22 protein-coding genes and 2 tRNA genes are annotated in these 21,352 nt (G+C 46.9%); 17 read left to right on the forward strand and 7 right to left on the reverse strand.

Features of this window, described 5'->3' with window-relative positions; genetic code table 11:
* Window positions 1-348 precede the first annotated feature (348 nt).
* The 4 genes from ACJJH9_RS06010 to cyoD are packed head-to-tail and all read left to right on the forward strand — an operon-like array spanning window position 349 to window position 4,242.
* Window positions 349-1,224, forward strand: a complete 876-nt coding sequence (locus ACJJH9_RS06010) for a ubiquinol oxidase subunit II (RefSeq protein WP_444890781.1) — start codon at window positions 349-351, stop codon at window positions 1,222-1,224.
* Complete coding sequence (locus ACJJH9_RS06015) at window positions 1,221-3,296, forward strand: cbb3-type cytochrome c oxidase subunit I (protein ID WP_444888549.1); 2,076 nt, start codon at window positions 1,221-1,223, stop codon at window positions 3,294-3,296. Before ACJJH9_RS06010 ends, ACJJH9_RS06015 begins: the two co-directional genes overlap by 4 nt.
* A gap of 6 nt (window positions 3,297-3,302) precedes the next feature.
* Window positions 3,303-3,929, forward strand: coding sequence for a cytochrome c oxidase subunit 3 (locus ACJJH9_RS06020; RefSeq protein WP_252085297.1), 627 nt, complete (start codon window positions 3,303-3,305; stop codon window positions 3,927-3,929).
* On the forward strand, window positions 3,922-4,242 hold the full coding sequence (gene cyoD, locus ACJJH9_RS06025; protein ID WP_252085298.1) for a cytochrome o ubiquinol oxidase subunit IV: 321 nt from the start codon (window positions 3,922-3,924) through the stop codon (window positions 4,240-4,242). Before ACJJH9_RS06020 ends, cyoD begins: the two co-directional genes overlap by 8 nt.
* Before the next feature lie 13 nt (window positions 4,243-4,255).
* On the opposite strand, the gene ACJJH9_RS06030 is transcribed toward cyoD, so the two are convergent.
* Entirely contained in the window at window positions 4,256-5,650 is a 1,395-nt protein-coding gene (locus ACJJH9_RS06030) for an adenylate/guanylate cyclase domain-containing protein (protein ID WP_444885488.1), read from the reverse strand.
* Between the two features lie 241 nt (window positions 5,651-5,891).
* Between ACJJH9_RS06030 and ACJJH9_RS06035 the strand changes: the two genes are divergently transcribed.
* Both ACJJH9_RS06035 and ACJJH9_RS06040 read left to right on the forward strand, forming a co-directional pair.
* Complete coding sequence (locus tag ACJJH9_RS06035) at window positions 5,892-6,458, forward strand: nitroreductase family protein (protein ID WP_252085300.1); 567 nt, start codon at window positions 5,892-5,894, stop codon at window positions 6,456-6,458.
* Between the two features lie 140 nt (window positions 6,459-6,598).
* Window positions 6,599-6,686, forward strand: a tRNA-Ser gene (locus tag ACJJH9_RS06040).
* A gap of 150 nt (window positions 6,687-6,836) precedes the next feature.
* Here the strand turns inward: ACJJH9_RS06040 and ACJJH9_RS06045 are convergent.
* Together ACJJH9_RS06045 and ACJJH9_RS06050 are read right to left on the reverse strand one after the other, a co-directional pair.
* Window positions 6,837-7,052 (reverse strand): AlpA family phage regulatory protein, encoded by a 216-nt coding sequence (locus ACJJH9_RS06045; protein WP_444924635.1) that lies wholly within the window; start codon window positions 7,050-7,052, stop codon window positions 6,837-6,839.
* Between the two features lie 569 nt (window positions 7,053-7,621).
* Complete coding sequence (locus ACJJH9_RS06050) at window positions 7,622-8,233, reverse strand: hypothetical protein (protein ID WP_444924636.1); 612 nt, start codon at window positions 8,231-8,233, stop codon at window positions 7,622-7,624.
* 474 nt (window positions 8,234-8,707) lie between these two features.
* Here ACJJH9_RS06050 and ACJJH9_RS06055 point away from each other — a divergent pair, with 474 nt between their 5' ends.
* Complete coding sequence (locus ACJJH9_RS06055) at window positions 8,708-8,950, forward strand: D-Ala-D-Ala carboxypeptidase family metallohydrolase (RefSeq protein WP_444924637.1); 243 nt, start codon at window positions 8,708-8,710, stop codon at window positions 8,948-8,950.
* A gap of 177 nt (window positions 8,951-9,127) precedes the next feature.
* Complete coding sequence (locus tag ACJJH9_RS06060; RefSeq protein ID WP_444925208.1) at window positions 9,128-9,493, forward strand: 3TM-type holin; 366 nt, start codon at window positions 9,128-9,130, stop codon at window positions 9,491-9,493.
* Window positions 9,494-9,521: 28 nt separating this feature from the next.
* Here the strand turns inward: ACJJH9_RS06060 and ACJJH9_RS06065 are convergent, their stop codons facing one another.
* Window positions 9,522-10,202 (reverse strand): hypothetical protein, encoded by a 681-nt coding sequence (locus ACJJH9_RS06065; RefSeq protein ID WP_252085305.1) that lies wholly within the window; start codon window positions 10,200-10,202, stop codon window positions 9,522-9,524.
* A gap of 269 nt (window positions 10,203-10,471) precedes the next feature.
* Between ACJJH9_RS06065 and ACJJH9_RS06070 the strand changes: the two genes are divergently transcribed.
* On the forward strand, window positions 10,472-10,852 hold the full coding sequence (locus ACJJH9_RS06070) for a hypothetical protein (RefSeq protein ID WP_444924638.1): 381 nt from the start codon (window positions 10,472-10,474) through the stop codon (window positions 10,850-10,852).
* A gap of 372 nt (window positions 10,853-11,224) precedes the next feature.
* Here ACJJH9_RS06070 and ACJJH9_RS06075 read toward each other — a convergent pair whose 3' ends face one another.
* Window positions 11,225-11,464, reverse strand: coding sequence for a hypothetical protein (locus ACJJH9_RS06075; RefSeq protein ID WP_444924639.1), 240 nt, complete (start codon window positions 11,462-11,464; stop codon window positions 11,225-11,227).
* 839 nt (window positions 11,465-12,303) lie between these two features.
* Between ACJJH9_RS06075 and ACJJH9_RS06080 the strand changes: the two genes are divergently transcribed.
* The 4 genes from ACJJH9_RS06080 (at window position 12,304) to hdeA (ending at window position 16,775) form a co-directional block, all read left to right on the forward strand.
* Window positions 12,304-14,268 (forward strand): aconitate hydratase, encoded by a 1,965-nt coding sequence (locus ACJJH9_RS06080; protein ID WP_444924640.1) that lies wholly within the window; start codon window positions 12,304-12,306, stop codon window positions 14,266-14,268.
* Window positions 14,269-14,432: 164 nt separating this feature from the next.
* A complete protein-coding gene (locus ACJJH9_RS06085; RefSeq protein WP_444898610.1) occupies window positions 14,433-14,867 on the forward strand; it encodes an HNH endonuclease in 435 nt (144 codons plus the stop codon).
* A gap of 464 nt (window positions 14,868-15,331) precedes the next feature.
* On the forward strand, window positions 15,332-16,003 hold the full coding sequence (locus tag ACJJH9_RS06090) for a hypothetical protein (RefSeq protein WP_444898609.1): 672 nt from the start codon (window positions 15,332-15,334) through the stop codon (window positions 16,001-16,003).
* A gap of 289 nt (window positions 16,004-16,292) precedes the next feature.
* Entirely contained in the window at window positions 16,293-16,775 is a 483-nt protein-coding gene (hdeA, locus tag ACJJH9_RS06095; RefSeq protein WP_252085311.1) for an acid-activated periplasmic chaperone HdeA, read from the forward strand.
* 336 nt (window positions 16,776-17,111) lie between these two features.
* Here hdeA and ACJJH9_RS06100 read toward each other — a convergent pair.
* Window positions 17,112-17,187, reverse strand: a tRNA-Arg gene (locus tag ACJJH9_RS06100).
* Window positions 17,188-17,625: 438 nt separating this feature from the next.
* Between ACJJH9_RS06100 and ACJJH9_RS06105 the strand changes: the two genes are divergently transcribed.
* A complete protein-coding gene (locus ACJJH9_RS06105; RefSeq protein ID WP_252085312.1) occupies window positions 17,626-17,808 on the forward strand; it encodes a PA3496 family putative envelope integrity protein in 183 nt (60 codons plus the stop codon).
* Window positions 17,809-18,198: 390 nt separating this feature from the next.
* On the opposite strand, the gene ACJJH9_RS06110 is transcribed toward ACJJH9_RS06105, so the two are convergent.
* Complete coding sequence (locus ACJJH9_RS06110; protein ID WP_444898607.1) at window positions 18,199-18,906, reverse strand: 2OG-Fe(II) oxygenase; 708 nt, start codon at window positions 18,904-18,906, stop codon at window positions 18,199-18,201.
* A gap of 314 nt (window positions 18,907-19,220) precedes the next feature.
* Here ACJJH9_RS06110 and ccmA point away from each other — a divergent pair, with 314 nt between their 5' ends.
* From ccmA to ACJJH9_RS06125, 3 genes are read left to right on the forward strand one after another with little or no spacing between them, the layout of a single operon-like run.
* Window positions 19,221-19,895 carry a cytochrome c biogenesis heme-transporting ATPase CcmA gene (gene ccmA, locus ACJJH9_RS06115; RefSeq protein WP_444924641.1) on the forward strand — a complete coding sequence of 225 codons (675 nt, stop codon included), beginning with the start codon at window positions 19,221-19,223 and terminating at the stop codon, window positions 19,893-19,895.
* The gene (gene ccmB, locus ACJJH9_RS06120; RefSeq protein ID WP_444924642.1) at window positions 19,882-20,595 is read left to right on the forward strand and encodes a heme exporter protein CcmB; all 714 of its coding nucleotides are present in this window, start codon (window positions 19,882-19,884) and stop codon (window positions 20,593-20,595) included. The genes ccmA and ccmB overlap by 14 nt, the downstream gene beginning before the upstream one ends.
* Before the next feature lie 13 nt (window positions 20,596-20,608).
* Window positions 20,609-21,352: a heme ABC transporter permease gene (locus ACJJH9_RS06125; RefSeq protein WP_252085316.1), complete on the forward strand. Its 744-nt coding sequence runs from the start codon at window positions 20,609-20,611 to the stop codon at window positions 21,350-21,352.

A 21,352-nucleotide genomic window follows, 5' to 3' on the forward strand; every position in this document is an offset into this window, starting at 1 on the left:
GTCACCACAAACCATTTCCTCCTGCGGGGTAGGTGAAGTTAAAACATAATTTGTTCAGCTATTCTGGTGAGAAGAGCCGTGCGGAAGAGTGTGCTGAGCACCTAATGTGGTTTATGTGTACGGTGAATTTTTTGTGGCGGGTAATCTGATAGGAATGCCTGCTGAATCCTAAGGTCGGTAGGCATTGCAATGGATTGGAATACCGTGGCCCCTGTCAGGTTTGTGCATTACTGGGTTCGCTACTGGGGATGTATTGAGCACCGATCCTTCTGGTTAGTATGCCTTCTTTTCGCATTTCTTTTTCTTTTTTTGATTCCCTCTTCAAGCTCTGCCACTGAAAGTTTTCTGATGCCTTTGGGGCCCGTTGCCCATGAACAGAAAACCCATTTTTTCTGGGCGACAGCACTTACCATGGTAGCGGTGTTGCCCGTGTTTATTCTGGTGCCAGTCATTCTATTTAAGTATCGCCGTAAGAAGGGAAAAGGTATTTATGCGCCCAAGTGGGAGTCTTACGGCCCTTTGGAAGTCGTCATGTGGGGTGTTCCCTTTATGGTGATTTTTGTTCTCTCGTTTATGCTTTGGCGCGCAACCATTGCTCTGGATCCCTATGAGGAAATAGAAGGCGTATTTCCTCCTGTCCAAGTGCAAGTGGTGGGACTGGACTGGAAGTGGTTGTTTATCTACCCAGACTTAAAAATTGCCACAGTGGGTGAACTGGTTGTTCCTGTACACACCCCGGTCTCCATGATTTTAACCAGCGATACCGTGATGCAGTCTTTTTGGATTGCGGCGTTAGCGGGGCAGATCTATGTGATGCCGGGCATGACCACACGACTCAATTTTATTGCGACTAAGAATGGTAAAACCCAGGGTGAAAACACCCAATATACCGGCAAGGGATTTACTGAGCAGAAATTTGATGTATTGATTAAGAGTGAAGAGGATTTTCAGGCCTGGGTGGCACAGGTCCGGGCTAGGGGGATTGAGCTGGATGCTCAGACCTATAATCGCCTGGCTGAAAGAAGTACCCGCAAAGAGATGCAAAAGCAGTTGGCCACGCCTCAAATGCCCAGCAATGCCCTCTATTTTACCATTGCCGATCCCGAGCTGTTTCAAAGCATTGTTATGCGATATCACTCGGGCAAGCCCCTTAGTATGGAAGAGCAACCCGGCACGGTGAAGTTTGGTCAGGGTGAGGATAAAACAGAGGGTGCGCAGCCATGAATATTACCGACTATGGCTGGCTGGGAAAGCTGGGCTGGGATTCTATCGTTTTTAGCAAGCTGTTTACCGATTTTTCGGTAAGTGAAGTGGTGGCCAGTACTGCTGGTGCCATTGTTGTTTTTGCCACCATCGCCATCCTCGCTCTACTGACCTGGTTTCGCGTATGGGGCACTTTATGGTCTGAATGGCTGACCAGCACAGACCATAAAAGAATTGGCATCATGTACATAGTCTTTGCGCTGGTGATGATGACCAGAGGACTGCTGGAAGGCATGGTGATGCGGGCACAGCAGGCTGCAGCCCCAGATGGTTTTCTCTACGCAGATCACTTTGCGCAGCTATTTAGCACCCACGGCACTATTATGATTTTCTTTGTTGCCGTGCCTTTTGTTGTGGGTCTGGTCAACTTTGTAATGCCATTACAGATTGGTGCCCGCGATGTTGCTTTCCCAGTACTTAACCAGATTAGCCTGGCGGTCACCGTGTCTTCTGGGATTCTGTTGATGGTCTCGCTGGTGGTGGGGGAATTCTCTACTGGGGGCTGGTCTGCTTACCCGCCTTATACGGGGGCGGACTTTAATCCCGGCGTGGGACCAGACTACTGGGTGTGGGCGATTGTATTTTCCGGGGCCGGCACCACCCTTACGGGGATTAACTTTACCGTCACCATTTTAAAATGCCGTGCTGCGGGCATGAAATTTTTCCGCATGCCCATGTTTTGCTGGACGGTATTGTGTTCCTCCATCCTGATGATTTTTGCTATGCCGCCACTCAGTGTTGCGGCGTTAATGCTCGGTTTCGACCGCTATTTGGATTTTCACTTTTTCACCAATGATCTCGGTGGCAATATGATGAACTATGCCAATTTATTTTGGCTGTTCGGACACCCGGAGGTCTATTTGTTGGTGCTGCCGGCCTACGGTATTTTTTCTGAGGTGTTCTCCACTTACTCCGCCAAGCGCCTATATGGCTACAAGTCATTGGTAATTGCCACCATGTCTATTGCCGTATTGAGCTTTACCGTGTGGCTTCATCACTTCTTTACCATGGGGCAGAGTCCCACCATCAATATTGTATTTGGTATCGCCACCATGCTGATCGCGGTGCCAACCGGGGTCAAAGTTTACGATTGGATGGCGACGATGTATCGCGGGCGAATTCGTTTTACCACTCCAATGATTTACGCCATCGGATTTTTGATTTTATTCGTGATCGGTGGATTGTCTGGAGTGATTCTGGCGAACCCCACGGTAGATTTCCAAGTACACAATACCCTGTTTTTGGTGGCGCACTTCCATAATGTGCTAATTCCAGGAGTGCTATTTGGTTTGTTGGCCGGATATAACTACTGGTTCCCCAAGGCGTTTGGTTTTCGCCTGGATGAGCGCTTGGGTAAGTGGTCGGCATATCTTTGGGTAGCCGGGTTTATGCTCACTTTCTTTCCCCTTTATGGTGCAGGATTACTGGGGATGCCAAGGCGCTCATTCAGCTATATGGATCTGACTTTCAAACCCTACATGGTGGTGGCTTTTATCGGGGCCATGGTGGTGTTATGCGCATTGATCAGCCTGGTATTGCAGTTGCTGGTCAGTTTACGGGATCGCAAGAAAAATCGTGTTCCTGTGGGGGACCCTTGGGATGGGCGCTCTCTGGAATGGTCGATCCCAGCCCCTGCGCCTTCCTACAATTTTGCGGAACTGCCGAGGGTAACGGACCGGGATGAATTTAACGAGGCTAAGGAGCAGGGGCGTGCTTATTTACCGCCAAAAGTCTATCGGGATATAGAGATGCCCAAGAATAACCCTTTGGGATTTATTCTCTGTGCTCTGAGCGGCATCCTGATGTTTGCATTGGTCTGGTACATGTGGTGGTTGGCCCTGATTTCCGTTCTGGCCATTATCATTGTGGTAATCGCCTCTACCTTCCGCTGGGACAGTGAGCAAATTATTCCGGCGAGTCAGGTACAGCAGGATACGGAGAAGTGGCTGACGCTAGTGAAAAATACCGAACCGGTGGGCAGGGATCTGGAAAATACTCCGCAAAACCATGGCTACGCTAAGTTGGAGCATTAGTTACCGATGAACGGGAATTCATCAGCGCTAAATAAGGGGATGAGAGAGAGCCCTGGAGCCATTCATAAAGACCCGGATATGGTGATCTTTGGATTCTGGGTTTTTATGATGAGCGACCTGATTTTTTTCGGGGTCGTTTTCGCTATCTATATCACCATGATTGGTGCGACCGCAGGCGGCCCTGGTCCTAGGGAGCTATTTGATTTCGGCAGCCTTTTTGCGCAGACCATGTTGCTACTCACCAGCAGTCTCACTGTGGGGATAGCCACTATCACCATGAAGCACCAGCGCAGCCAGGGTAGTTTCCTGTTTTGGGTGGTGGTGACTTTACTATTGGGGCTGGGCTTCTTAACTCTTGAGTTGCTCGATTTCTCTGAAATGGCAGCCAAGGGAGGGACGCCCCAGCGCAGCGGCTATCTATCAGCCTTCTTTGGTTTGGTGCCCCTACATGGTTTACATGTCAGCTTTGGCTGCCTGTGGATGCTGGTCATGATCGCACAGGTACTTACAGTGGGCATGACTGATTTGGTGAAGTTGCGCTTTTTACGGTTGGCGCTGTTCTGGCATTTCCTGGATTTGATTTGGATTGGGATTTTCTCAGTAGTTTATTTTGGTGGCTGGGTCTATGGCTGAAAAATCCGGTTTTTCCGCACATTTGCGCACCTATCTTACCGGGTATGTGCTGTCGGTTGTGTTTACGTTGGCTGCATTCTGGGCGGTACTGGCTCTGGGTAAGGAATACAAGAGTGTACTTATACTAGTAGGTTTACTTGGGGTGGCCCAATTGGCGGTACAGCTCAAATGCTTCTTGAATGTGACAACGCAAAAGGAAGGGCGGGATAACCTGGCTCTGATCCTTTTTTCAACGCTGATTTTACTGATTATTGTCTTGGGGACTGCCTGGATCATGGGGAACCTGGCAATGAGAATGCATACCACAATGTGACGGGTCGCTAAGCTCAGATAATCACTTTGCTTTTAAGGCTGGTTGTGGCTTTTTCCAAGGATTGCAGTACCTTGACCTTGTCGTAGTTGCGAATCTTATCCAAGTCTAGGTGCATAGAAAAGCCTGGGGCGTGCTCCTCCAGGTAACTCTGCTGTCCGCCGAGATTCTTACGCAAGTCGGTGACTTGGTAGACTTTAACCGGGGTGCTGATGCCCTTCACCGTAATATGCCCTTTGTCTCGGCACATAACAGTGTGCTTGATCATTGCCCAGGTCTCATGGCTAATCAGGATTTCCCCCGGCTGTGCTGCGCCTTCAAGGCGGGAAGCCAGGTTCACGTGGGTGCCCATTACGGTGTAAGACTGGTAGTTGGCTGTGCCGAAGATACCCACGGTGCAATAGCCAGTGTTAATGCCCATGCGCACCTGCAAAGGGCGGGAAATCCCTTTGTTGTACCACTCCTGCTTCATTTCCCGTACCCGCTTGCGCATCGCCAAAGCCATAGCCACACAGCGCAGGGCGTCGGATTTGGGGCCCTTACTTTCATCATCCCCAAAGACCACCATCACCGCATCGCCAATAAATTTGTCGATGGTGCCCCCATACTGGCCAGCGATTCGGGCCATCTCTGAGAGGTAGTTGTTGAGTAGGAGGGTAAAGGTTTCCGCTTCGAGCTCTTCGGTCAACTGGCTGAAATCTTTGATATCGGAAAAGAACACCGTAAGCAGCTTGCGCTGGGTAGTCAGTGCTTCTTCATCGCCGGTGGTTACGGAGCGCCACAGGCGTTGTGGCAAATACTTGGAGAGTTTGTAAGAGCGCACCTTGCTTACGCGCTGCTCTGTTGCCAGGGTGTGGTTGGCTTCCTTGAGCTTGCCAATCTGGCGGTGAGTAAAAAAGGCATAGGCACAGAGGTAGACCAGGATACCAATCAGGCTCATGGTGCTTATGGTGAGGTCGGCGTTAATCAATAATGCCGGCCTGTGCATCAGATAACCCAGTACCACGCCGACTAAAAGGCCGGTGTTGTGCTCAAACCACTGGCGCCCCCCTCCCAGGGAAAGCGCATTGAGTTGAACCATCGTAATGAATAACAGAGATGGCAGCATGCTGAAATTAGCCAGGGCAACGGTAATGCCTACCAATACGGTATCGGAAAATCTCAGGATGCGACGGGTTTTATAAGCCTTCTTATCGCGGGATCTGTAGAGTATGAATTGAGCAAAAGTGCAATAAACCAGCATAAAAGCCGCTGCACCAACATTGAGCAGTTTGTCCGGTTGCCAAGAAGATGACCACTCGATTGCAGTTACCAGGGTTCCCGCAGCCGCAAAAAGAATTAGGCAGCGAAAATAAGTCGAGTAATGCGGGCTGATATTTCGCCCTTTGTTCCCCTCAAGCTGGTCCTGCATTTGTGGTTATCTTTTTGTCCGTTAAGCAGTAATAAACAAACCGCAGGCAGGCCACAGATTGGTCCCGGAAAGTTCTGGGAGCAAGTGGTTGCGCAGTGATTTACTGGGCGAAGTGTACTCCTACAAAAGCCAGATTGCTAAAAAACCGATGCCTGTACAGGGTTTTTATGTGGGGCGTACGTATGCGCTGCGCAGATGGGTTAGGGTACACTCAGCGCTCAGTCAGTAAATGGAGAGAACGATGGATGCCCTGACCGCCCTGCATAATAGAGTTTCAACGGGCAAGCTGGTCGAGCCTGCACCCAATGAGCAGCAGCGGCAAAATATCTTTCGCGCAGCACTGCGTGCAGCGGATCACGCCTGCCTACGCCCCTGGCGGTTTCTAATGGTAGAGGGCCAAGAGCGCGAGCGCCTTGGGGAAATATTTCTAAAAGCGGCTGAGCAGTCTGAAGGTGTTCCCCTAACTGAAGCTCAGCGTCAACGCACCTTGGCGATGCCCCTGCGCGCCCCCTTGATTATTGTGGCAATTACACGGTTACAGGAACACCCCAAGGTTCCCCATCTGGAGCAACATATGTCTACAGCAGGGGCGGTGCAGGCAATGCTCACAGCCGCTTATGCCGAGGGGGTGGGTGTTTACTGGCGCACCGGACCATTAGCCAATAATCCCCAGGTTGCCCAAGGTTTGGGTTTGGCTGAAAATGAACGTATTGATGGGTTTATCTACTGTGGAACCCCCGATAAAGCGGCACGCCAGGCACCGGATTTACAAGTGGATGATTTTTTTTCACAGTGGAAAGCAAATTAGTACTTGCACAACCGGAAACATTTGGGTAAAGTGCGCGCTCTCTCGATGAGACAGCAGCTATCTTCCTGATTTCCTTGAAGATTTTGCTAAAGAGAGAGCTCCTCTGAAAAGAGGATTACCCTCGCGGAGGGTGACAATTTGGTGAGGTGTCCGAGTGGCCGAAGGAGCACGCCTGGAAAGTGTGTATGTCGAAAGGCATCGAGGGTTCGAATCCCTCCCTCACCGCCATATTTTAAAGCCCGGCTGATGCCGGGCTTTTTCGTTTCAAGAACCTTCAGTCCCCTGTCAGGCCTCCGCTTTGCTCTTTAACAGGCAATTATTCAATGATGGCCGTAGATAGAGAGCAGCTCGGCTTCGACCTAGCATTATGTTCTGCTATTAAATCTTGATTTCCTGGCTTTTGCAGCCCACGGCTTCTGGGTCTATTTGTCGCTGATGAGGATAGCTGCCCTCTTTAATCATTCGGTAAATGCTGTTGCGCTTATAACCTGTAGGTCCTTCGACTTTATGTCTGCGAGGTATGCTGCGAGATTTTCTAGATATTAAGGTTGATGCCATTACATATCCCTCACCATAGTAATTTTTATTGCTCATGCCATAAATAAATGTAATTCCCTCTGTATATTGCGCATTGGGGCTGCAAGCGACAGCGCCAAGTATTTGGGTAATTGTTGTTCTCGTGGCATACCAATCGCTGACATGCTAGGCAATGTAGGTTGTCAAGCAATAAAGGTAGAGCACATGGAAAAGCAATAGAAACCGCTCTACGAGTTACGCCGGAAGATAGCACTGAACATTCATATAGAGGCTGAAAGGGTTTATTTGGTAGAGATCCACAAATAAAAGAAGGTCCCGCTTATACAGTCCGCCTAAGAGCTTAAGCGAGTTTTCTTAGCGGCAGGCCAGGAGCAAGAAGTCGGTGCCCATCCTGAATACTTCCACGCTGGAAGGCCTGTGATATGCAACTGATATAGCGTTCAAACTCTACACCCGCACTGAAGTGATAATCCAGAAGCAGCAGTTTTTTGTTATCACCCTGGCGATTAAAGAATAGCCGGGGAATCACCAAGTTCGTATAGAGGTATTGTCGGACTTAAAGGTGGCAGTTGTGGGGATTCAGCTGCTTTCCCTGAAGTTGGGAGGTAAGGTCAAAGGGCTAAAACTTATATTTGGGGTACAATGGATTGTCTGTTATTAGAGTCTGGTTCGCCCTTCTCTGGCTTGGTTCTTGAATCAATAGTATGCATTATCATTCCTGCTGGCATTTCAGAGATCCAGTTGGCGATCCTATATGATTTGGATTTGTATAAGTTTTCGGATATATGCCAGTTATTCTCTTCCATTTTCCAAGCTATAGCGGCAATAAGTAGTTTTCCTTCAATACCAAGTTTTGAGCCATAACCAGACACTACATACTCGGAGTTTTCGAGATCTAACTCTATGTTGTAGTTCGCGCTAGCAACCCTGATGGTTATGTTAAGAAAGTCTGGGTTACTCTGAGATTTTTCCGTAATAAATCTTACTGATTGACCATCAACAGATAAATCTGCCTGTATGGATGCGTTAGATTCTTCTACTTGAAACTGCGCTCTATTTGTGAGTTGAACTAAGTCTGAGCGAGAAATATCTTCATTGGCTATTGAACGTTCGGATACGGATTTTAGCGAATTATAATTCGAATCCTCTAATACGTTATCCATGCTTTTATTGGCGAATGTATTACTTGAAGAAAATAAGTTAATTATTAATGCAAAAATTATCGGGTAGGCCCTCATTGGTCCTCTCCATTTTTTGATTAGGCGGCGATGTAAAATTTAATGTGAGGCGAAGTTAATATGTCAAGCGGTAAACCTATGCTGGCATTTTAATAAGCAATAAAAGTTAATGTGGTGCCATATTGGCAAGTAGAAAACCTTTGACTTTCTCTTTGTCAGAACTATATAGAAGCCCCATACTGGGATAAGTACGAAATTCCTTAGCTAAATGTCCAAAAATTCCCTGAATGCGGGGTTTTTTGTTCCAGTTTGGTGAGTTGAAACTTAAGTCAGTGCATATGGCTGTGTATATATACAGTTGTATATATTGACAGTGTATGTTGGCGGGGGTTACTATACCCATAGCTGCTCTGGTTTTCATGCAGCGACCGTTCATCCTTTCTTAAGCCGGCCCCCCAGCCGGTTTTTTTATGCCTAAAATTTGAGACTCCCAATGCCTCAAAACGACTATTTCACAGAGCCGGAGTTCGCCTGTTGTTGTGGCAAAAACCATTTCAAGATGAAACGCTCAATCGCCTGATTAAAATCAGGGAGTGCCATGGCAAGCCAATAGTCATTAATTCCGGTTGCTGCTGCCCCGCACACAACGCCCGTGTTAATGCCACCATGACTCATGCTGCCGGGCAGGCTGTCGATGTGCAGGTGGCTTTAGGAAGAGCCTGCTGGTTAATCCAAATAGCCCAACAGGAAGACTTCACAGGTATAGGGTTAAAGTAGAAGGGGGTATTCAAAGGGCGATTCCTTCACCTGGATGACCTTGAATCTATGCCAGGTGAGCGCACCCGCCTTACAGAGTGGAGTTACGATCCACTAACAGCAATTTTTGATGCAGGCACAATGGCTATTGAGCGCAGTTAGCCTGACCCGGTTAAATGTGCTGGGGAAGTACAGAAGCTGAAGGAACTCAAGCAAAGGGGCAGCTTAGTAGAGCTAAATACTCAAATTCAATTGCTTCTCGGACAGCTGGAGGTCAACAAAGCCGAAGCCCGGCATAAAAGCATATTTGTCGCTGGCTGGCGTCCCTGGATTGGATGGATTGGATGGGTTGGGGGCTTGGCCTTCGCTTATCAGTTTGTTTTATATCCATTGCTGTGTTGGGTCTGGGCCCTCTACAGTGCTAAGGGTTCAATACTTACAGGGGTGACTCCACTGCTAGTGCTAGAAACTGGTGCGCTGTTCTCGATGATAGCGGCCATGCTCGGAATGGGTGCCATGCGTTCATATGATAAAACGCATGGTACTCAGACGGACAAACTATAAATAGTGATTTTTAAGGGTTGTCAGTTAATCAAGCTTCACTTTTTGGTTTATAGTTTTCCCAGATTTCAGGGTATCTTTCCCAGGGAGGGGCCTCAGGACTGAACGCGCTATCAGAGTTAGCGGCATCTTGATACCAAAACTGTATTCGTTTCATGAAATCTGCGTCATTCCTGTTTCTATAGATAAATCTAATTTCTGCATATGTAATTACACGGTTTTTTAAACCATTACCGAAGTCATACTGATACATTGTTTTTCTTTCAAATGGAAATTTTGCTTCTACTAAACCTTCACCTTGTCCTGGTTTAGTAATTACGGCATTCCAATCCATATCATAGTCTATTGCAAAATGTATGAAGTGATGGTGTTTTACTAAGAACTCGATTCCAGCTTTACTCTTTCTTCTGAACCTTTTGTTGTCTTCAGATTCCTCCCCTGTTTGGGGTGGCTCTGTACTGGAATCATCTGATACAACACATTTATATTTCTCTTTACTACGACAGAAATTATTAAAGTCTTCATTTAAGTAATGACAATCGTGTACAGCAGTGCCGGTTAGTAATTGATCAAGCCATGCGACCGTGTTTTTGCTGGCAAAATCCTGCATGGTTCTTTGCGTTAGCTGTTGAATTAGCCTCGCTCTACTTCCCGAAAACCCATAAAAAAAGTCTCCAGAACAGTATCTTCTCCATGGTTCAGCGAATGGCATAGTGACTCTCCTTGTAAAAGCACCACTAGGTGGCATGAGTAGACTTTTATACTAACTAAATAACCTTGCTCTAACATGAACAATCTACTTGGATATCGCTTGGCTAGTTTTAAGTTTTGGACATAAATTTTTAGATTTTGGACTTTTTTTAAACCGAGGGCTGTCGAAATATGGGCACCAAAGACCTGTAATCGAAGCCCCTTTTGCTCTCAAAGCAAACCTTCTACCAATCAAATTTCATAGAAAATTATTTCTGCTTGGTAAAGCCTATGACCCAAGCAGCAGAATGTTGGCATCTTAGTAAAAGTATAATTATTACCCAAATTGCCAGCATTATCTTATTGGTGGCTGGTTTTTTCATATGGGGTTCTGATGTTGAGAAAGGGATAACCGCCAACACCCAGGCAATTCAGCATGAATCAGCTATGCACATTCTGGGGCAAAAACACATGGTTGAGTTTAAGGGCGACATTCAAACCAGGCTCCAGCGCATTGATAGCAAGTTGGAGCGGTTGATTGAGCAGGCCACAAAGCTCATTGAATTGGTTCTGGCTGACAAAGAGCTAGGCCAATTCTTTGAGGCAACACAGCAAACAATCAACAATTGGAAGAATAAGCATCCCGAACTTTTTGAGTCAAAAAAAGGGTAAGAATTTAGCTGATGCCAACTTAGCGGAGAGCCTCTTTCGAACTATAGCTATGAGACCGTAAAGAACATGCAGTACAACGGCAATTCTATCATTCAGGAATATACAGAGTACTACCCTCCAGACGCTACAGTTTGTTTAGTCTGGCCTCACAGTCATTCATTGGGTGGCTCAGTTCCAGAATGAGCACGCTGGCAAATAGTACAAGCCGATTCCTGTGAGTGTGAAACTCCCAATAGATGTAGAGGCTACAGCAGGTTTGTTACCTCACCTGCTTACCTCAGCAGAGGTATTTGTCTTGGTTGGTAGCTTGAGGGATTAAAGAAATAAGTCTTGGCGTGGCATTGAGGGTCAGCTAATAATTTACTGTCACTCTTACTTACCACAATACTCTTCAAAATCATCTGAGGTGTTTGGAAAACCAGCCTTCTCTGCCAGCTCCCATGGGCGTTCACACGCGTTTGTTTTTGCGCACCAAAGGTAGCCAGCTGAAGCTATACATCCATGTTTATCCTTATCTGAGCCTACACCAGGGCTAGAATCTCCAGAATTTTCTGAAGAACATCCCATTAAAAGTAGCATCAGAGTAAAGCTGGTAAGCTGCAAATGTTTCAATATAAAAATCCTCGTTAAGTTAAAAATTGAGACACTGGTTAAATGTGTGTGGAAATCTAGGGTAAAGAAGTTTCTTATGATCTCAAATGATAGTTTTGTACTATTCCAGCCAATAGTAGCAGAAGTGTATCCAGATACCATTAAGTGGCTGGATAAACGGCAATCTACTTCTGTTAGAGGAATGTCTTGTGTATGACTAAGTATACAATAGTGGTTGTATGTTCGATGAGGATGTAGGGGTTGCACTTGGCTATTGATTTGGATGCCGAGATTGTGTTGGCTTCTTTCTTTTTGCCCTTTACTGGCTGGCTGGTCAGCCTATCTAAAATTTTTTTATAACATTGATTTTCAGGCTCTTTCAAACTGATTGTTGGCCAGCAGTTGAACGCTTGTTCTTCTTGGGATTTGGTTCTTTATAAGCCTTCTTCTTAAGGTTAAATAGAATAATGATCTTTTTTCTTAAGTTAGGAAGTGGGGGTTTGTTGAGACTTTTTTTATAAGTTTATGGTTTTAAATATTTAAGGACGGTATTGCAATGATTTTCTATTTCTGGTTTCGTTTATGAATGCTGATTATTTTGATTGGGTGAAGCTGTAAATTATTTTGTGCTTATAATATTCATTTATTGGATTCTGGTTCTAGATAATAGTTGCTGAATGGGTTGTTATGTTTGTAATTTCAGTTTAAAAAAATTCACATGGCTTATCTTTTAAATATCATTAGAGGTTGGCCTTTTACTTAATTTTCTCCAGAACTGCTAATTTCTATTCAAGCAGATTAATATCTAATTAGAGTACTTTTGTTATTTCCAATTAGTCTTCTCGGAAGCGGTTAGTGGTTTGAGCAGGTTAAATCTTGCTGAAAAGTTGATTGAGAGTCATTTGATTAGTGGAAAAATGGTTCCAGGGGAGGTTTTACAGCTCAAAATTGATCAGGTTCTCAGTGAGGATGCCACGGGTACATTGGTCATGCTAGAGCTTGAGGCTCTGGGGGCTAGATCTGTAAAAGCTGAGCTTTGTGCGCAGTATGTAGATCATAATCTTCTGAAGGCAGACCACAGAAATGGGGATGATCATGTTTTCCTGGAGAGCGCCTGTCGAAAATTTGGACTTTGGTATTCGCGCCCCGGAAACGGGATTAGTCACCCTGTACATATGTCTTGTTTTGGAATTCCTGGCAAAACAATGCTTGGAGCTGATAGTCATACCTGTGCTGCAGGTTCACTTTCCATGCTGGCAATGGGCGCAGGGGGAATTGAGATTGCTTTAGCGATGATAGGGTGTCCACTCACCTTGGTCATGCCGAAAGTTTTAGGGGTGTATTTGGAGGGTAATCTGCAGTCATGGGTAAGTGCAAAAGATATTATTTTGGAGCTTTTACGTAGATACACCGCTAGTGGCTGTTGGAATAAGATTGTTGAATATCACGGACCCGGATTAAAAAACCTAACTGCTATGGATCGGCATGTTATTGCTAATATGGGGCATGAGATGGGGGCTATAACCAGTGTTTTCCCGGCTGATGATCAAGTTAGGTTTTTTCTTCGCCAGCAGTCTAGAGAGGAAGATTTTACGGAGCTGAGTGCTGATGAAGGTGCTACTTATGATGAAGAGGCCTTTATTGATCTGTCCGAGCTTGAGCCAATGATTGCTTGCCCTTCGCGACCAGATAAGGTGGTGAAAGTTAAAGAAGTTAGCGGCAGATCGGTCTCCCAGAGCTATATTGGGTCTTCGGCAAACCCCGGATTACGTGACTTCGCTATACCGGCATTAATAGTGAATGGTCTTCATGTGCCAGATAATATGTCTTTCGATATAAACCCCTCCTCACGCCAAGTGCTACATGGTCTGATCCAGAGCGGTGATCTCGAGAGGTTAATAGGGGCGGGTGCTAGCTTACATGATACCGGTTGCGGCGGTTGTATTGGGATGGGGCAGGCCCCAGCGAGTGGTCATAATAGCCTCAGAACGGTACCGCGCAACTTCCCTGGCCGCTCAGGAACCAAAGAGGATCAGGTTTATTTATGCAGCCCAGAAACCGCTACTGTGAGTGCGCTCACTGGGAAAATTACAGACCCCAGAGAAATGGAGATGGATTATCCCGTTTATGAAGAGCCGGAAACCTTGTTGGATATGCGACCGCTGATGGGGGCCCCGCAAGAAATTCCTGTAAAAGTGGAGTTAAAAAAAGGGCCCAATATTAAAAAGCTGCCAGTTATGGAGAAGATGCTTAGCGTGATTGATGGGCCGGTTATTTTGAAAGTAGAAGATAATGTCACTACGGATGACATTATTCCCGCTGGTGCTGAGGTATTGCCAATGTGGTCAAATATCCCAGAATTGAGTCGCCACACCTTTTCCAGAATTGATAACTCCTTTTATGAGCGAGCGATAGAAATTGAAGAGGATCTATTTCTTGTAGCGGGGCACAATTTGGGGTATGGATCTGGACGAGAACATGCGGCAATTACTTTGCGCTATTTAGGTGTTCGTTGCGTCATCGCTAAAAGTGTTACTTTGCCCTATAGGAAAAACCTTATTGATCACGGAGTATTGATATTGACCATGGGGAATGAGAGTGATTATCAGTTTTTTGGTGAGGGAGATAGGCTTCAGTTTTTTGATCTTGCGAGTCTCACTGGTGACAATACGTATTTGGAGCTTAAGAATCTTAGCCGTAATAAAACGATATGGTTAAGGAATGACTTATCTGATAGGGAAGTTGAGGTAATTAAGTTTGGTGGAAGGATTAACTACATCAAGGGTGTTTCTGGTGGATTAATAGAAGATGGTGGAATATTTTAATTACAATTGTAGGTTTTGTTGGTAGGTTGGCTTATCAGAAAATTGTATACTTATCAGGATAAGCGTTTAGAAGTGTTGTTACTTTTTCGGGTTGTTTTTTGATGTTCCTACGTATTATATGCATGGTATTGATATTTGTAATTGTTGGTTGCAATGAGGGTACATTGCAATCGCCATCCGGTTTGGCGGGGCCTATAGAAGGAGAGGCTTCAGAGGGTTGTGAAAGCAATCGGTATAAGTTGTTAGTCCGCCTTTCCCTGGCTCCAGTCACACTGGGCGGAGAAGATGGCTGCAAGGTAGTCTCAGGTTTGTGGATGGACCCCTATAGCGGCAAGTTTATTCAACAGGCTTCCGATCTGGATGTTGAGCCAGTTGTTCCTGAGTCGTGGGCTCTTCGTCATGGCGGGAGGGGCTGGAGTAGCAAGCAACGTAGGGTCTTTGCTGAAGACCCGGCCAATACCTGGTTGATTGGCAAGGGGCATGGCCTGAGCCGGAATGGCCGAGGGCCTGATAAGTGGTTACCTCCTTATCAGCCCGCTCGTACTATTTATATGCAGCAGTTTAGAGCTATTGCCAGAAAGTACAGGCTCGCTCAGTAAAAAATTGAGAAGTACACCCCATAGCAAGCCACTTATTACTGGCTTGCTATAAAGTGATCTCTTACATTGCGTGTAATCATTTGCAATCAAATTATATTGTTTCAAGGCTGCTAATTCTGTTATCGATCCCTCCTCTTCTTTTTTGAATTTCCAATATCCCATTTTACTTTCTTGGCTGGCTAATTTATTTGCTGGTAGCTGGTTGTTGTATCTGAATTGCGGACATCAATAGAAATCTCTTTGGGGTTCTTAAAGAATTCTGACATTAATGTTAGCTTAGTGATAAGGGACACCTTCTACCTTTGGCTTAAAGGCTAGGTTCTGCGATCACTTGAACTTCTAGTGCGTTGGGGATTGTGGTAGTGATTATTGAAGGCTGCATAATTGAAGATACTCTTGGTCCGTTAGGCATCATAAATTGGTAAAGTAATTCCTTAAATCAGTTTCCAGTTAGAGGAGGGGGCATGAATAGAATTGCAGGAGTTTCGGCCATAGGTATGGGGCTAATCTATATCGCTGCTTTTATATTTTTTGGTTTATTTTGGGCTTTCCCGTCCGCCGGAAGCCCTGCTGAAAAAATGAAGTTTTTGGAGGAAAGTCAATTACTTTTTAATATTGTATACACATTGATGTATTTAGTCTTTGCTGTCTTGTTGGGGTGTTTGGTAGTAGGTTTATATGAAGAGCTAAAAAATGAAAATGCTGGACTCACCATTTTGGCGTCGCTGTTTGGGGCAATCTGGGTGGGATTGGTGATTGCTAGCGGTATGATTGCCAATATTGGGCTTGCCTATGCCATTGGATTGATGGAGCTCAGCTCGGATAAGGCCTTTGAAGCTTGGGGTGTGATTTACCTGATGGTTGAAAGCCTGGGGGGTGGCAATGAGTTGGTGGGTGGCCTCTGGGTACTCATAATAAGTTCAGTCGCTTTGCGAGCGAGAGTGTTTTCAAGATACCTGAATCTAGTTGGCCTGATCGTTGGTACTGCAGGTGTCGCCACTATTTACCCAGAGGAAATTTTTAAGGAAATATTTGGCGTAAGCCAGATCGTCTGGTTTATCTGGATTGGAATTTCCCTGCTTGGGAAAGAGCAAGAGGGAAATGATTGGGTGGGAGCAGAGATAGTTAATAGGTAGCTGAGGGATCAAGAGAATTTTCCGACGGTTTTTTGAATGGCACGCCAAAAAATGAAAAAAGCGTCTATCCTTTCATTGGGTCAGGTAGTCTTTCACGAGGTGCCTTGGCTAGTGTTTCCGCTGTTATGGAGCTGGAGTGAGGCCTGTAAGGTAGTAACTCGCTATATTGCGCACAGCCCAAAGTGACCAGTCGGTGTCGGCTTGGTCTGCTCCTGGGAAGCGAGCGGATTGCATATTACCTGCTGTCAATTCACGGGGTAATGCCCCTGAAAACCTTGGAGATTTTATTGTGAAAAGCACGCATTTCATCCTTCCCTTGGTAATTGCCAGTCTTGCTGCTTCTGCTGCCCTGGCAGACAAACACCCCAAGAAGCCAGCAAAGGACTGGACCTGTGCTGACTTCCTGGCTATTGACGATGAATTTAAGCCAAAGGCGGTGTACTGGGCTTCAGCTTACTCAAAGCGCGGTAAGGAAGAGGGTGACATGTTGGATATCGATGGCACTGAAAAGGTGACACCGATGATTATTACGGCTTGTACCAAAGCGCCGAAGGAGTCTTTTTGGGCCAAGTTTAAGGATGAATGGCATAAAATGGGGCGTCATCACGGCAAGGACAAGTCTGATAATAAGATGATGAATATGCAGGGTGGTAGCGGTACTAATAATACAGGTACCAGCCCGAATGGCACTACGAATCCAGGCACAACCCCCAATGGCACTAATGATGGCAGCGGTAACAATAATATGCAGAAGCAAAAGCAGAAACAGTAGCGCCTATCAGCTAACTAAGGTGATACAAGCCCGGCTCAGCCCGGGCTTTGCTTGTTTGGGAGAGGGGCTTGGGGAGGCCTCTAAGCGTGCTGTTTTGAGGAGGAGCTGCTATTGTTGCCCGATAGTGCGCAACAAAGGGAGTTGAGTTATGACGAAGGCGGCGAGGGAAGAGGCGAAGCGAGGCAGGAATATAAACCGCTCTGCTAGGATGTTTTGGGGTGGTCTTCTTCTGGCGGGGCTTTTTCTGGCGCTTTTTATGCATTCAGCTAAAGCACTGGTTTCATAAGCTGACAGAGGTGCCGAAGTAAAGTTGATGCGTTGCGGGGGAGTGATTAATGGCGCCCCCGGGTGGACTCGAACCACCAGTCCGGACTTAGGAGGTCCGTGGTTTATCCTGTTAACCGACGGGGGCAGATCGCAGTTGGTTGCGAAGGGCGGCCATTCTATCTGTTACGAGGACAAATGTCATGTCATGTCGTGTTTATCTTCTCTGTCTATCTGAGAGTGTCCCCTTACTTTCCCCCGAAACCGCTAAAAATTTGAACCTTGTCACTTGAAGTAACATGACGGCGACAGGGTTACTGCACTTCCCGCAGTTTCTCTTCTCTTTCACTTTCGGCAATTCTTGGTAATTTTCTCAACTTATCTTGTTAGCTTTGTAACATTTAATGGGTTAATTCGCGGATGATTTTGCATGACGGAATTTTAAAATATTCTGCAGTAAACCTGTCATAGTTGTCTTGTAAATTTCTGCTTGACCAGGATTGTTTGGCATCGCTAATCTGCCAATGCACCGTAAAGTGCGATAAGGATGTTTCTGCTTTCACGGATCAAGATTATGGAGTTTCGTATGGGTGTTAACGTAAACGAAAAGCACATGGTTTTTGATGATGTGGATATTCCACAAATTGCAAATGAAGTACTAAGGCAAGCTACATCTCAGCCGCCACGGGATGCTCGTCGCATGGTTGAGGATAAACTGGAGGAAAGACGCTTAAGTCGGGAATTAATGGATTACGACTTTGATGCCTAGTCAAAAAACAATTAACCAATAGTCTTAGGATAGTGCGGTGTCTGCCGGGTTGATGTAGGTGATATAAGAGCGTTAACAGGGTTCACCGCACAATTAAATTTTTCGCCTTTGCACTCTTTCTTGTTAATGCTTGGTTTGCATTAGTACCAGCTAATTGACGCAAGCTGGATCTACGTTATAAATATCTCCCCTACTTTCTTTCGTCTCTTTCGGTTGATAAAAATCAAGTGGCCAACAGCCGGTCATTGAGCTTTACCCTGAGGGTTTTTGGTATTTTTAAACCATCTCTGGTGCTGATTTCTAAAATGGGAATTAATTTTGGGGTTGGGTAGGAAGGGGGTGCCGGCCATAGGCCAGAACCCTCTGTGAAACATGAATGGCCAGAACAATTTACATTTGTGTAACCGTATCTTCCTTGTCTTCTTTTTTCTTGCCGCCAAACCAGCCCATCAACTGCTTGAGTTTGTAAGAAAACTTTCCTCGCTTGGCTTTGCGTTCTTTATCGGCAGCGCTTACCAGCCAGGCAACTTGAATAACCAGGCGCTGTCCCTCAAAGGGGAGGTGGCCATGGAAGGAATTCTCGGCGCGCTTAAAAGCAGCAAGTGTTCCGTAAGAAGGGGGAACTTCTGGGGCGACGGTATCTTCGAAGTCGTCAATGCGCTTTAGAAAGCGTAAGCAGCCGTTGCCATCCAGCGTCCATTCAGGATTGAGGTAGAGTAAGGCCGTGGCAATTTTCGATTTGCCATCGGTGTGAATTCTGCCGTGACGCTTTTTCAGGGTACGGCTGATAGATACATAGGTCGGATACTGGGAGAGTTTTTCTATTCCTAGATTTTCCCCAATCGCATCGGCGAATTCTGGATGGGTAAATTCCTCAATCAGGGTATTGATGGAGTCTCCACATTCATGTTTCTCGTAGGGGAGGTAGCCGGCTCCTTTTAATTGGGGAAAGTCCTTTAGAAATGAAGGCATCATCTCTTTGGTTAGAACGTCGCTGGCCACAAAGAATGGGAAGGGTTGTTGATTGACTAAGGTATCGTCGCTTTTAATGGCGCTGGTATCAAGCCAGCGTTTGGCATCCACAGCTAGGCTAGTCATTATTGTGTGTCCTTACAGGCTGGTCCGGTGCTTTTATTCAGCACCGGGTTACATCAAAAGTTTTTGTTGATGTTGACTACTGAGTCTCCCTCGAATTCCTATGAGGGGTGGTACTGGGTACCAACTCACAACCCTCAGGAAAATATCAGAGCTTGGGCATGGGGCCAATACTGGCGTAAAAAAACCCGCTGAATTCCTAAAGATTCTTGCTTGAGATCAAGTTAGTGAGGTCATGAGTGTTGAATATCATGCAATTAGCACAAGTGCCGGTATAATGCCGTTCAGATTTTTGTCAGAGTGGTTTTATCCAAGCAATGTCTGTGACTCCCAAGTCCCCAGCTGTATTGCAAGTGCGCGATCTCGCCTGTGAGCGAGATGGCCGGCGCTTGTTTGAGGGTCTTGATTTCTCCCTGGATGCCGGTGGGGCAATCCAGATCAAGGGAAGTAATGGTGCCGGTAAGACCACACTGTTACGTACCTTGATCGGCAGCACCAGTGATTTCAATGGGGAGATTCTCTGGCGCAATAGCCCCTTTCCCAAGGGACTGCGCGCTATGCGTGAGTCCCTTTTGTATATCGGCCACCGTGGTGGGGTTCGGGGAGGTCTTACGCCTCTGGAAAACCTTACTTGGTATGGGGCTACAGAGACCTCGGCGATGGAGGCTCTGGACAGGGTTGATCTATTCGGCTTTGAGGGTGCTCTTTGCAGCAGCTTATCGGCGGGCCAGAATCGCCGAGTGGCGCTGGCGCGACTCTTTCTTCCCCTGTCGCCCTGTTTGTGGATTCTCGATGAGCCCCTGACCGCTCTGGATGTCACCGGTGTTGCGGCACTGGAAAAACAAATGGCTGACCATCTTACATGTGGCGGCTCTCTCCTTCTGACCTCCCACCAGCCTCTCAACCTGCCTGGCTTGGACTTTGTCGATTTGTCTGACTATGCAGTTGAGGAATCTTTTAACGAAATGGGGGGAGAGCATGTCTTTAACTGATGTCCAACAAAAGTCTGTTGGAGCACGCGCTACCCCAGGTTTTGTGGCGCTCTTTAAAATTGAAATGCTCCTGGCACTGCGCAAGCGAGCAGATATTGCCAACCCACTATTATTTTTTGTAACGGTTCTCGCTCTCTTACCATTGGGAGTGGGACCAGAGCCCGAACTATTGGCGAAAATGGCGCCGGGAATGATTTGGGTGATGGCGCTGCTTGCCACCATGCTCTCTCAAGAGAGTTTGTTCCGTGGGGACTTTGAAGATGGCACTTTGGAGCAGTTAGCACTGTTGCCCCAGCCCCTGTATTTTGCCGTATTGGCTAAATCCCTGGTGCACTGGGTCGCAACGGGCCTGCCACTGGCACTTTTATCTCCGCTCTTGGCGTTGATGTTGAATTTGCCCTCTGAAGGGTATTTGTGTTTGTTTGTGTCGCTGTTTTTGGGGACCGCGAGCCTCAGTCTGATCGGCGCCATAGGTGCGGCGCTCACTGTGGCTCTGCGCCGCCCCGGGTTGTTGCTGGCGTTAATTGTTATGCCACTCTATGTGCCCGTGCTAATCTTCGGCACCGGCGCGGTGCAGGCGGCAATAGATGGCTATGCCTACAGCGCGCAGCTGGCGATTCTGGCCGCACTGTTGGCTGCTGCCGCAGCCCTGGCACCACTGGCGGCAGCGGGGGCAATACGTATCAGCCTGGATAATTGATTCGGAGGTCTTCTTGGCTTGGCAATGGTTTCACCGTTTGGGTTCACCGCGTTGGTTCTATCAAAAAACCAGTGGCTGGTTGCCCTGGCTGGCATTGGCCAGCGTTGTTTTGTTGGTGACGGGTTCGGTATGGGGTCTGGGGTTTGCCCCTGAGGATGCCAAGCAGGGCAATAGCTACCGTATTATCTTTATCCATGTGCCGGCGGCTTTCCTGGCCCTGGCAGGCTATTACATTATGGCGATCAGCGGCGCCATAGGCCTTATCTGGAAGATGAAACTCTCCTTTGCGGTGATGCGCGCAGCGGCTCCAATCGGCGCGGTACTCACCTTTATATCCCTTTTTACTGGCGCGGTCTGGGGAAAGCCCACCTGGGGCACCTACTGGGTTTGGGATGCCAGGATTACCTCAATGTTGATCCTGCTGTTTCTTTATATCGGTGTGATGGCGCTGTCCCAAGCGGTTAGTCGCGAGCAGGTGGCCGACAAGGCCAGTGCGCTATTAGCCCTGGTCGGGACGGTGAATATCCCAATTATTTACAAGTCGGTAGACTGGTGGTTTACCCTCCATCAGCCGGCAACTATCCGCCTGACAGAATCCAGCAGTATCGATCCCAGTATGTTTTACCCGCTGCTGGTAATGATTATCGGTTTCTATTGTACCTATGCCTGGACCCTGCTTATGCATACTCGCGCGTTGATACTACGCCGCGAGATGAAAACCCAATGGGTACAGCAGGAATTAGCTGGGGAGAAGTAA

It is taken from the genome of Microbulbifer mixtoriginis (SeqCode) (genome assembly GCF_052466715.1).

Excerpts from the sequence above, each read along its gene's own strand:
- ACJJH9_RS06010 (WP_444890781.1), top strand. The coding sequence starts at position 349 with ATGCCTTTGGGGCCCGTTGCCCATGAACAGAAAACCCATTTTTTCTGG.
- ACJJH9_RS06015 (WP_444888549.1), top strand. The coding sequence starts at position 1,221 with ATGAATATTACCGACTATGGCTGGCTGGGAAAGCTGGGCTGGGATTCT.
- ACJJH9_RS06020 (WP_252085297.1), top strand. The coding sequence starts at position 3,303 with ATGAACGGGAATTCATCAGCGCTAAATAAGGGGATGAGAGAGAGCCCT.
- cyoD (WP_252085298.1), top strand. The coding sequence starts at position 3,922 with ATGGCTGAAAAATCCGGTTTTTCCGCACATTTGCGCACCTATCTTACC.
- ACJJH9_RS06030 (WP_444885488.1), bottom strand. The coding sequence starts at position 5,650 with ATGCAGGACCAGCTTGAGGGGAACAAAGGGCGAAATATCAGCCCGCAT.
- ACJJH9_RS06035 (WP_252085300.1), top strand. The coding sequence starts at position 5,892 with ATGGATGCCCTGACCGCCCTGCATAATAGAGTTTCAACGGGCAAGCTG.
- ACJJH9_RS06045 (WP_444924635.1), bottom strand. The coding sequence starts at position 7,052 with ATGAGCAATAAAAATTACTATGGTGAGGGATATGTAATGGCATCAACC.
- ACJJH9_RS06050 (WP_444924636.1), bottom strand. The coding sequence starts at position 8,233 with ATGAGGGCCTACCCGATAATTTTTGCATTAATAATTAACTTATTTTCT.
- ACJJH9_RS06065 (WP_252085305.1), bottom strand. The coding sequence starts at position 10,202 with ATGCCATTCGCTGAACCATGGAGAAGATACTGTTCTGGAGACTTTTTT.
- ACJJH9_RS06070 (WP_444924638.1), top strand. The coding sequence starts at position 10,472 with ATGACCCAAGCAGCAGAATGTTGGCATCTTAGTAAAAGTATAATTATT.
- ACJJH9_RS06090 (WP_444898609.1), top strand. The coding sequence starts at position 15,332 with ATGAATAGAATTGCAGGAGTTTCGGCCATAGGTATGGGGCTAATCTAT.
- ACJJH9_RS06105 (WP_252085312.1), top strand. The coding sequence starts at position 17,626 with ATGGGTGTTAACGTAAACGAAAAGCACATGGTTTTTGATGATGTGGAT.
- ACJJH9_RS06110 (WP_444898607.1), bottom strand. The coding sequence starts at position 18,906 with ATGACTAGCCTAGCTGTGGATGCCAAACGCTGGCTTGATACCAGCGCC.
- ccmA (WP_444924641.1), top strand. The coding sequence starts at position 19,221 with ATGTCTGTGACTCCCAAGTCCCCAGCTGTATTGCAAGTGCGCGATCTC.
- ccmB (WP_444924642.1), top strand. The coding sequence starts at position 19,882 with ATGTCTTTAACTGATGTCCAACAAAAGTCTGTTGGAGCACGCGCTACC.